This window comes from Ferrovibrio sp., from assembly GCF_029255545.1.
Taxonomy (GTDB): domain Bacteria; phylum Pseudomonadota; class Alphaproteobacteria; order Ferrovibrionales; family Ferrovibrionaceae; genus Ferrovibrio.
In genome coordinates, this window is the sequence record NZ_JANLJJ010000082.1 from 1 (window position 1) to 10,154 (window position 10,154).

The 10,154-nt window shown below is 65.1% G+C and carries 12 protein-coding genes; 8 read left to right on the plus strand and 4 right to left on the minus strand.

Going from position 1 to position 10,154, the window contains the following annotated elements:
• A partial coding sequence (locus Q1J79_RS15930; RefSeq protein ID WP_300302309.1) for a lyase family protein occupies window positions 1–1,388 on the minus strand: 1,388 nt, incomplete at its 3' end.
• Window positions 1,389–1,627: 239 nt separating this feature from the next.
• On the opposite strand from Q1J79_RS15930, the gene Q1J79_RS15935 reads away from it, so the two are divergent.
• Window positions 1,628–2,680: a methyl-accepting chemotaxis protein gene (locus Q1J79_RS15935; protein ID WP_300302312.1), complete on the plus strand. Its 1,053-nt coding sequence runs from the start codon at window positions 1,628–1,630 to the stop codon at window positions 2,678–2,680.
• Window positions 2,681–2,684: 4 nt separating this feature from the next.
• Here Q1J79_RS15935 and Q1J79_RS15940 read toward each other — a convergent pair whose 3' ends face one another.
• Genes Q1J79_RS15940 through Q1J79_RS15950 form a run of 3 tightly spaced genes read right to left on the minus strand, consistent with a single transcriptional unit; the run spans window position 2,685 to window position 4,314 of the window.
• Window positions 2,685–3,653: an SAM-dependent methyltransferase gene (locus Q1J79_RS15940; protein WP_300302314.1), complete on the minus strand. Its 969-nt coding sequence runs from the start codon at window positions 3,651–3,653 to the stop codon at window positions 2,685–2,687.
• Entirely contained in the window at window positions 3,614–4,036 is a 423-nt protein-coding gene (locus Q1J79_RS15945) for a type II toxin-antitoxin system VapC family toxin (protein ID WP_300302317.1), read from the minus strand. Before Q1J79_RS15945 ends, Q1J79_RS15940 begins: the two co-directional genes overlap by 40 nt.
• A gap of 14 nt (window positions 4,037–4,050) precedes the next feature.
• Window positions 4,051–4,314, minus strand: coding sequence for a plasmid stabilization protein (locus Q1J79_RS15950; RefSeq protein WP_300302319.1), 264 nt, complete (start codon window positions 4,312–4,314; stop codon window positions 4,051–4,053).
• 415 nt (window positions 4,315–4,729) lie between these two features.
• Here Q1J79_RS15950 and rpsF point away from each other — a divergent pair, with 415 nt between their 5' ends.
• The 7 genes from rpsF to Q1J79_RS15985 form a co-directional block, all read left to right on the plus strand.
• The gene (rpsF, locus tag Q1J79_RS15955; RefSeq protein ID WP_300302321.1) at window positions 4,730–5,245 is read left to right on the plus strand and encodes a 30S ribosomal protein S6; all 516 of its coding nucleotides are present in this window, start codon (window positions 4,730–4,732) and stop codon (window positions 5,243–5,245) included.
• A complete protein-coding gene (rpsR, locus tag Q1J79_RS15960; RefSeq protein WP_300302323.1) occupies window positions 5,245–5,523 on the plus strand; it encodes a 30S ribosomal protein S18 in 279 nt (92 codons plus the stop codon). The genes rpsF and rpsR overlap by 1 nt, the downstream gene beginning before the upstream one ends.
• Window positions 5,524–5,568: 45 nt before the next feature.
• Window positions 5,569–6,555 (plus strand): DUF2232 domain-containing protein, encoded by a 987-nt coding sequence (locus tag Q1J79_RS15965; RefSeq protein ID WP_300302325.1) that lies wholly within the window; start codon window positions 5,569–5,571, stop codon window positions 6,553–6,555.
• Complete coding sequence (gene rplI / locus Q1J79_RS15970) at window positions 6,555–7,103, plus strand: 50S ribosomal protein L9 (protein ID WP_300302326.1); 549 nt, start codon at window positions 6,555–6,557, stop codon at window positions 7,101–7,103. Before Q1J79_RS15965 ends, rplI begins: the two co-directional genes overlap by 1 nt.
• 314 nt (window positions 7,104–7,417) lie before the next feature.
• Window positions 7,418–8,935 carry a replicative DNA helicase gene (locus Q1J79_RS15975; protein WP_300302328.1) on the plus strand — a complete coding sequence of 506 codons (1,518 nt, stop codon included), beginning with the start codon at window positions 7,418–7,420 and terminating at the stop codon, window positions 8,933–8,935.
• A gap of 169 nt (window positions 8,936–9,104) precedes the next feature.
• Window positions 9,105–9,578: a chemotaxis protein CheW gene (locus Q1J79_RS15980; RefSeq protein WP_300302330.1), complete on the plus strand. Its 474-nt coding sequence runs from the start codon at window positions 9,105–9,107 to the stop codon at window positions 9,576–9,578.
• 150 nt (window positions 9,579–9,728) lie between these two features.
• Window positions 9,729–10,154, plus strand: a 426-nt coding sequence (locus tag Q1J79_RS15985) for a Spy/CpxP family protein refolding chaperone (RefSeq protein WP_300302332.1), incomplete at its 3' end; no start/stop codon positions are given.

The following is a 10,154-nucleotide window of genomic DNA, read 5'->3' on the forward strand; positions in this document are numbered from 1 at the left end:
GCCCGCGGCCCCAGCATGCTGCGTGGATCAGCCAGCCGGTCATACTCCTCAGCCGTCAGCAGGCCGAGCTCAATCGCCGCCTGTTTCGGGCTGATCCCCTCGGCGAAGGCCTTGTTAACGATCTTTGCCACCCGGTCATAGCCCAGATGCGGATTGAGCGCCGTGGCCAGCATGATCGAATGCTCCACGTTGCGCTGCAGCGTAACCGTGTTCGGCTCGATTCCGGCCACCATGTCGCTGCCGAACACGGCCGCCGCATCGGCCAACAAGGCAATCGACTGCAGGATATTATGCACGATCACCGGCTTGGCCACGTTCAGCTCGAAATGGCCGGCCGCCGCCGCATGGGTCACCGCCACATGGTTGCCCATCGCCTGGTAGCAGACCTGCAGCAGGGCCTCGGCCAGCGTCGGATTACGCTTGCCCGGCATGATCGACGAGGTCAACCCGTCATGCGGCAGCACCAGCTCGGCAAGACCGGCGCGCGGCCCAGAGCCGAGGAAGCGGATATCGTTGGCGATCTTGGCCAGCGACACGGCGATGGTGTTGAGCATGCCGCTGGCCTCGACCAGCGCGTCATGCCCACCCATGCCCTCGAACTTGTTCGGATTGGCGGCAAAAGGCAGGCCGGTAAGATCGGCCAGTTCACGCGCGAAGGCCGTATCGAAGCCAACCTTGGCGTTCAGCCCGGTACCGACCGCGGTGCCGCCCTGGGCCAGCGCATAAAGCCGCGGCAGGCTGTCTTCGATCCGCGCGATGCCAAGCTCGACCTGCCGCGCCATGGCGCCGAAGCCCTGGCCAAGCGTCATCGGCGTGGCATCCTGCAGATGGGTGCGCGCGATTTTCACGATATCGGCCCAGGCCTTCGCCTTGGCGTCGAGTTGCGTGTGCAGGCCCTGCAAAGCCGGGATCAGGCGCTGCTTCAGCTCCAGCACGGTGACGATATGCATCACCGTCGGGAAGGTATCATTCGAGGATTGGCCGCGATTGACGTGATCGTTGGGATGCACTGGCGCCTTGGTGCCGAGCGGCTGGCCCAGCAGTTCGTTGGCGCGGTTGGCAATCACCTCGTTGGCATTCATGTTGGTGGCGGTACCCGAGCCGATCTGCCAGACCGGCAGCGGGAAATGCGCGTCGAACTGCCCGCTCCAGACTTCGCGGGCGGCCTGTTCGATGGCATTGGCCAGATCGGCCGGCACTTCGCCGAGTTTGGCATTGGCGCGGATGGCGGCCAGTTTCTGCAGCCCAATGGCGCGCACCAGCGCCGGCGGCAGTTTTTCGTTTCCGATCCGAAACAGACTGAGCGCCCGCTGGGTCTGCGCGCCCCAGTATTTGTCGGCCGGCACCCCGACCGTGCCAAAAGCATCGCGTTCCTGGCGGCTATTCATCCGACGCGCTCCCGTTCAGCCTGTTTTTTCGGCACTTGCCCTGGCCCGGTGCCGAAATAATCACCCACATATCCAGTCATATAGGGCAGCGAATGCGATATTGTGATCACAACCTGCCGACAATTCAAATCCGCTCTCATCAAGATAGAGGGGCTGGCGCTCCGCACCCGTTAAACTCGTCGGCATACATCCTGCATTTGCGACTTGGGTCTCGCCATATAATAAGAGTGCCATAAACAATGACCAACCAGACGCATCACCTGCAGGTGCATCAACTGATCGACGGTATCGAACAGGATGTACAGCAATTCGGTGCCAATAACGAAGAGATCGCCTTCCAGACCACCCTGCTGTCGCTGAACGCCTCGATCGAGGCGGCGCGCGCCGGCGAGGTCGGGCGCAGCTTCGCCGTGGTGGCGCAGGAGGTGAAAGCGCTGGCCAACCAGGCCTCGCAGAATTCCAAGCGCTTCCGCGAGGTGGTGCTCAAGCGCATCGTCGATTCAAAACGCGCGGCGGAAGAGATCGTCGACCAGATCGTGAAGGACCTGGAAGGCCCGCGCCTGACCGACATGGCGCAGACCATGGTGCAGCTGATCGTGCGCAACCTGTATGAGCGCACCTGCGACTGCCGCTGGTGGGCCACCGACGATGCCATGTGGCAGGCCCTGGCCGAGCCCTCCGACGAACTGTTCGCCCGCGCCAGCGAACGGCTGGCGATGATCAATCGCTTCTACACCGTGTATCTGAATCTGGTGCTGGCCGACGCCAAGGGCCGCGTCGTCGCCACCTCGAACCCGAAACTGTTCCCGCGCGTCGCCCGCGCCTCGGTGGCGCAGACGCGCTGGTTCCAGGCCGCGATGCAGTCGGCCACCGGCGACGATTACATCGTCGACGACATCAGCCAGAGCGTCAGCCACGACAACAAGGCGGTGGCGATCTATGCCGCCGCGGTGCGCTCGGGCGGCCAGATCCATGGCGATCCGCTGGGCGTGCTGGGCGTGGTGTTCGACTGGGACAAGCAGGGCATGAGCATCGTGAAGGACGAACCCTCCTTAAGCCCGGAAGAATGGCAGCGGTCGCGCGTGCTGCTGCTGGATGCCAAGCGCCGCATCATCGCCTCATCCGACAATCAGGGTCTGTACCAGGCCTTCCCGCTGGAAACCGGCGACAGGGATCGCGGCTATTACTATGGCGCCGACGGATCGCTGGTCGCCTTCGCCCATACCATCGGCTATGAAACCTATGATGGCCTGGGCTGGTACGGCGTGATCACCCAGAAGCCACGCGCCTAGTTCATCACGCCGCCGGCCGGCGCCACAGCCAGGTCAGTTCGTGCTTGTTGTGATGCAGGTGCACCAGCCGGCTGCCCGGGATGGCGGCGAAGGCGCGCGCCGTTTCGAAATCCGTCTCGCCCTGGAATTTCAGCGTGCAGACGGCGTTCGCCACGCCACCTGATTCCAGCCAGCGCTGCACCAGTTTCAGCAGCCGCGCCGGATAACAGATCACGTCCGAACACAGCCAGTCGACGCGCGGGAATTCCTTCGGCTCCAGCGCAAAGGCGCTGCCCTGCCGCCAGCGCACATTGGGCATCGCCGCCACGTTGGGCGCCAGCGGCGCCTTGTCGATGGCTGTGACATCCGCGCCCAGCGAACCCAGCACCCAGGTCCAGCCGCCGGGCGACGAACCCAGATCGAGACAGATGTCGCCGACCTTCGGCAGCTCGGAACCGAATTCCAGCCGGTGCCGCGTGAGGCCTTCCCAGAGTTTCAGATAGGCGCGGCTGGGCGGACCCTCGCGGTCCTCATGGAAAACAAATTCGCCATGGGGGAGCGGCGAAGAACAGCGCGCCGCATAGAGCAGGCGATCCGGTGCCAGCAGCGTGAAGCTGCCCAGCGGCGATGAGGGCAGCGGCGCACCGAAGCTGAGCGGTTTGGCCGAGACATGCGGCAGCTTTTCGACAATGAGCTTCGCCCGCCGATGATGCAGCGGCGCATAGGCGGCCCAGTTGCGCTGGATGGCCTTCAGCTTGGCCGCCGCGTCGCCGATGGACTCGATTGCCGTTTCCTGCACGTCGAACCAGGTGTTGGCCGCCCATGCCGCATGAAAGGGGGGCGCAAGCCCCTCGCCTTCGGCCAGGAACAGCCGGCCATGCTCGGCCGTGACACGCGGGCCGAGTTCCTCACGCAACTGCGCCTCGAAACCCTCGGCGGCCAGATAGGCTGTCTTCACATCAGTTCCCAAGGATTGATCACCCTGATCCCGCATTCTCCGTAATCCGCCACATAGCGGGTCGCCAGCGTGGCGCCATGGGCGCGCGCGATGGCGGCGATCTGCGCGTCGCGGGACCTGATAGGCCATTCGATGCTGCGCCGCCACACGATGATGCCGGCATATTCCACGGCGGCTGCCGCGTCAAAGGGCAGGACGCGACCGCCGAAGCCCTCCCCGAAACAGCCGGCCAGGGCAGCCAGCATCCGGTCGCGCCGCGCACCGGCTGGCAGCAACAGCGCTCCGTGGAGCATTTCCGAGACCGTAATGCTGGTGGTGTGCAGTTCGGATTCCATCTGCAGCCCCAGCCAGATCCAGACCCTCGAATTCAGGTCAGGCTGCATCAGCGCCGCAGAGAGATCGGTATCGAGAACGATCATGGGTAACCTCCGGGTCAGCCGAAGGTCGGCGGCTCTTGTGCCCCGTCGGCGGCCGCGGCCGCACCGCGCCGGGCTATACTGAACCACACATCCTCAAGCCCGGCGAAGCGGTGCTGGACCGACCGCCAGAAATCCAGGCCCGTCCGGATTTCGGTAGCCAGCGCGCCGCGCAGGATTTCGCGCGCTTCCTCCTCCATCGAGCGGCAACGGCGGTAGGCGCGCTGGCGCAGCCGGGCCTTGAGGTCGTCGTCAATGTTGCGGATCACGATGCTGGCCATGCCGGCCTCCATATTCGTTAAAAAGTGATATCAGTGATATCGCTGCTATAAATTCGACCCTTTTCCACCGCTTTGCGTCGGGTTCCGTCATCCCCGACGCTGTTCCGGCGTTTCCCGGCGCTGCCCTGCCAAATCCGGTGATTTCCAAACGAAATCAGACGGTTTTGGGAAATTTTTGCCGGATCGCGCCGCCTGCCCCTTGCCGGTGGACACTTAAGAACATATATGGAACGAAAACATGATTTCAAGGCGGCAATCCCGCCTTGCCGGCCCATATTGCCAAAGGGGGGAAAATCGCTATAGTCCGCGCCCTCACATAGCTCCTTGCTGGACCCATGCCGGGTCCGGCCAGGCCCGATCCGTCGTCGCATGGTGCGCCGCCGCCGGGCCGCTAAAGCCAGAAGGAGAGCTGCCGATGGCGTTCTACGAGAACGTATTCATCGCGCGCCAGGACATCTCGACCACCCAGGTCGAGGCGCTGGTCGCGCAATTCAGCGAAATCATCAAGGGCCAGGGCGGCGAGGTCACCAAGACCGAGCAGTGGGGCCTGCGCAACCTCGCCTACCGCATCAAGAAGAACAAGAAGGGGCACTATGTGCTCATGAACATCCAGGCCTCGGGCAACGCCGTTGCCGAGCTGGAGCGCAACATGCGCATTCATGAAGACATCCTGCGCTACCTGACCATCCGCGTTGAGAAGCTGGAAGAAGGCCAGTCGGCCATGCTGCTCAACAAAGATCGCGGCGAACGCGGCGAGCGTAGCGAACGCGGCTTTGGCGATCGTGGCTTCGGCGGCGGTCGTGGCGGCTTCGGCGGCGACCGTGACCGTGGCGACCGCGGTGATCGTGGTGGCGACCGTGGTGATCGCGGGGGCGAGCGTCGCCCGCGTTTCGAACGTGAAGAAACTGCTGCTGCCCCGGAGAGCGCATAATGTCGAGCACTGGTACCAAGCCCGCCGCTGGCGGCCGTGGCGGCGCCGGTGGCGCCCGCCGTCCGTTCTTCCGCCGTCGCAAGACCTGCCCGTTCTCGGGCGCGAATGCGCCGAAGATCGACTACAAGGACGTGAAGCTGCTGTCGCGCTTCATTTCCGAGCGCGGCAAGATCGTGCCGTCGCGCATCACCGCAGTATCCGCCAAGAAGCAGCGCGAACTGGCCCAGGCCATCAAACGCGCCCGCAACCTGGCCCTGCTGCCGTTCGTCATCAAGTGAGCCACTGCCGGTTCCCGCAGGGGAGCCGGTAACGGACCCGCAGCCATGATGCGCAGCCTGATACTCGGTAGCCTCGCCGGTGGAGCGAGCGCGGTGCTGGTGCTGACCGCCGCAAGCGGTCCGCTCGGCATCATGCTCGGCTATCTGGCGCCGCTGCCGCTGTTTCTGGCCGGCCTGACCCACGGCGTTTCCGCCGTGGCCATCGCCGGCGCCGTCGGCACGCTGATCAGCGCGCTGAACGGCCTGCTGTCCGGCGGCATCTACCTCGTCACCTTCGCGGCGCCCGCCGCGCTGGTGGTGCGGCAGGCGCTGCTGGCCCGTCCCGCCGACGAAGCCGGCTCCGCGCCGGCCGAAGTCAGCAACGGGCTGGAATGGTATCCGGTCGGCCGTCTGGTCGTCTGGCTCACCGGCTGGGCGCTTGGCCTGTTTGGCCTGGCGCTGCTGCTGACGGCGGATCGCGAAGGCGGCATGCCGGGCATGCTGCAGCCGCTGCTGGAACAGTTCCTGGCGGCAATGCCGCAGAATGACGTTGCCCCCCAGAGCGATCTTCGGGGCAGCAACATTGCGGCGATGGCGAAGAACCTGGCCATGCTGATGCCGGCGGTATTCGGTTTCAGCTGGCTGGTGATGATGGCGATCAACGGCACCCTGGCGCAGGGCCTGGCACGGATGCTCAAGCAGAACCGTCGCCCGACCCCGCTTTACAGGGCGCTGGCTCTGCCACGGTGGCTGGCCATCGCGCTGGCGGTGGCGATCGTCGCCGGCCTCGCCCTGCCGGGCGATGCCGGTTTCATCGGCGCCACGGTGGCGGCGATCCTGGCCTTCCCCTTCTTCCTGCAGGGGCTGGCGGTGGTGCATGGGCTGGCGGCGAAAGCCGCTTTGCCGGGTCTGATTTTGGCCGCCTTTTATGCGGCCCTGGTAGTGGCTGGCGCACTGGTCGGCGTACTGGTGGTCATCCTGGGTTTCATCGAAGAATGGGCGGGTTTCCGCCGGCGTTTCGCCGGGGCCGGAGCCAGCCGGGAGAACGACTAATGGAAGTGATTCTGCTCGAACGCGTCGAGAAGCTCGGCCAGATGGGCGAAGTGGTGAAGGTGAAGGACGGCTATGCCCGTAACTTCCTGCTGCCGCGCAAGAAGGCGCTGCGGGCCACCGAGGCCAACAAGAAGGTCTTCGAGACGCAGCGCGCCCAGCTTGAGGCGCAGAACCTGGCCAAGAAGGGCGAGGCCGACAAGGTCGCCGCCAAGATGGTCGGCCTCAGCGTGGCCCTGCTGCGCCAGGCCGGCGACAGCGGCCAGCTCTATGGCTCGGTCAGCGCCCGCGACATCGCGGAAGCCGTCACCGCGGCCGGCTTCACGCTGAACCGCAACCAGGTTGCGCTGATCGACCCGATCAAGGCGGTGGGCGTCTACACCGTGAAGGTGGCGCTGCACCCGGAAGTCGCGGTCGAGGTGAAGGTCAATGTCGCCCGCTCCGAGGCCGAGGCCGAGAAGCAGGTGGCGACCGAGAGCCTGCTGGACGAAGGCGTCACCGTCGAAACGGAAGAAGCCGAAGCCGAAGAGGGCGAGGCCGAACAGGCCTGATCCCCTCTCCTGCCTGTATTACAGATCGGGCCGGCAGCAATGCCGGCCCGATTCGTTTTTGAAACGCGCTTTATACATATGAACGATGCCTGTGGATTTCTTCAGCTAACATACTGACTTATCGAATTGACTTATCCCCAGACAGAATTCGGTGGATAATACGCCGTCAATGAAAATCTGGACTGGAAGTGCGGGGCCGCATCGCCGTTAATGCCGCCCCGCTGCGTGGCTTCGCAACAGAACCGTCATCGCGCAGTCACGAAAAGAAACGGCAGTCCGCTAGGCTGTACACTGAAGTTGGGAAGAAGTCCGCAATGGCCGTGGTGACCACGTTTTCCGCTCCGACCGCCAACGATCAGGCCACCCAGGGGATCAATGGGGGCCCGCTGAACAACGCGGGGGAACCCGCTTTTCGCATCCAGCCGCATAACCTGGACGCCGAGCAGGAGCTGCTGGGCGCCATCCTGGTCAACAACGACGCCGCCATGAAGGTGTCGGGTTTCCTGCAGCCCGAGCATTTCTTCCACGAGGCCCATCGCCGCATCTACCAGGCCACCCTGACGCTGATCGAGCGCGGCGAGATCGCCAATCCGGTGACGCTGAAGGCCTATTTCGAGCGCGACGAGGTGATCGCCAAGGCCGGCGGCACCACCTACCTCGCCCGCCTCGCCGCCTCCGCCACCACGGTGATCAACGCCGAGGACTATGCCAAGGTGATCCACGACCTGGCCCTGCGGCGCGAACTGATCGGCATCGGCGAGGAGATGGTCAACCACGCCTACGATCCCAAGATCGACGAGCCGGCGACCGACCAGATCGAGCAGGCCGAGCAGCGCCTGTTCAAGCTGGCCGACGAGGGCAATTCCGAGGGCGGCTTCGTCTCGTTCGGCGAGTCGATGAAGATGTCGATCGAGATGGTGCAGGCCGCCTATCAGCGCGGCGGCCTCTCGGGCGTCACCTCCGGCCTGAAGGACATGGACGCCAAGCTGGGCGGCATGCATCCCTCCGACCTGATCATCCTGGCCGGCCGCCCCTCGATGGGCAAGACGGCGCTGGTCACCAATATGGGCTTCAACGCGGCGAAGGCCTATTTCGAAAGCGGCGGCAAGGAAGGCGCCCCGGTGGCCTTCTTCAGCCTGGAAATGTCGTCCGAGCAGCTCGCCACCCGTATCCTGTCCGAGCAGACCCGCATCCAGTCGGAGCGCCTGCGCCGCGGCGACATCACCGACGAGGAATTCACCCGCCAGATCGTGCCGGTGTCGAAGACGTTGCAGCAGATCCCGTTCTTCATCGACGACACCGGCGCGATCTCGATCGCGCTGCTGCGCAGCCGCGCCCGCCGGCTGAAGCGCGCGCACAATATCGGCATGATCATCGTCGACTACCTGCAGCTGGTGCGCGGCGCCAATTCGCGCCGCAACGACAACCGCGTGCAGGAAATCTCGGAAGTGACCCAGGCGCTGAAGGCGCTGGCCAAGGATCTCAACGTGCCGGTCATCGCGCTGTCCCAGCTGTCGCGCGCGGTGGAAAGCCGCGACGACAAGCGGCCGCAATTGTCCGACCTGCGCGAATCCGGCTCGATCGAGCAGGATGCCGACGTGGTGATGTTCGTGTTCCGCGAGGAATATTACGAGGCCCGCAAGGAACCGACGATGGACACGCCCGACCATGCCGCCTGGCAGGAGAAGATGGCCCGCATCGCCAATATGGCCGAGGTGATCATCGGCAAGCAGCGCCATGGCCCGATCGGCAAGGTGGTGCTGCAGTTCGAAAGCGAGTTCACCCGCTTCAGCGATTTCATCGCGCCCGACCACCTGCCGGAAGCCTACTGAGGCTGGCCGTTATTTTTTGGTAACCCCCTGCGCCGCGCCGGCGCATGCTTACCGAATCTGCACTCCCGCCGGGCTGCCCGTTGCCACTAAGACAGTGGTGTTGCGCGCCGGACCGCGAGATCGCGGTCGCAACCGGCCAACGACGAAGACTGGCAGGGGAGCTTTGATCATGGACCGTTACGACGCCCTTCTCATCAACGTGGCAGACCAGACCTATGCGCTGCCGCTCTTGCAGATCCAGGAAATTCGCGGCTGGTCGCCGGTCTCGCCCCTGCCCGATACCGACCCGAGCTGCCTCGGCGTGATCAACCTGCGCGGCCAGGTGCTGCCGGTCTTTGATGCCCGGCACATCCTCGGCAAGCCGGCGCCCGAAGCCCGGCCGCAGGACGTGATCGTCGTTGCGGTGCTGCAGGGCAAGCCACTCGGCCTGCTGGTCGACAGCGTGTCGGACATCATCGACATCGATGCCGGTGCGATCAGCCGCGCCGACCAAGGCGAGGCCTGGTCGTCCGGCCTGGTGGATGGCATCGCCACGGTGGGCGAGCGGCTGGTGCCCCTGCTGGCCCTGCAGAAGCTGGCCGGCAACAGGCTGCCGGCCCAGGACAAGATGGCGGCCCTGCCCGCCATGACGGAAGCGGCGTAAAACCGCCTTTCCCGGCGGCGCAGGATTCCGCCGCGGCTTGCGTGTTTATGGGTGACGACGGCGCTCAGTTTCCTCCCGCGCCGTCTCCGCTCCGGTTCCGAATACACCCGGGAACCGGGGCGGCACCCGCCCGCAACCCAGGAGTCCGTCATGTCCGTCCGCAACCTTCTCATCGCCGCCAGCGTGATCGCCACCGGTTTCGCCGGCGGCCTCGTTCTCGCCCAACCCAATACGCAGCCTGGCCCGATGGGCCCCGGTTCGATGGGTCCCGGTTCGATGGGTTCTGGCCCGCATATGCAGATGCAGGCCGACCAGGCCGGCCCGGGCCGCTTCATCGAGGGCCGCATCGCCTTCCTGCGCACCGAACTGAAACTGACCGCGACGCAGCAGCCGCTGTTCGACACGCTGGCCAACGAGATGCGCGCCAGCGCCACCGCCATGCAGGCGCGCTTCGAGGCGCATCGCCAGCAGGCCAGCGCCCAGAGCCCCGCCACGCTTTCGGTCATCGAGCGGATGGAGCAGCGCCAGGCCATGATGAAGGATGCCGTCGCGGCGCAGGAGCGTTACCTCGCCGCG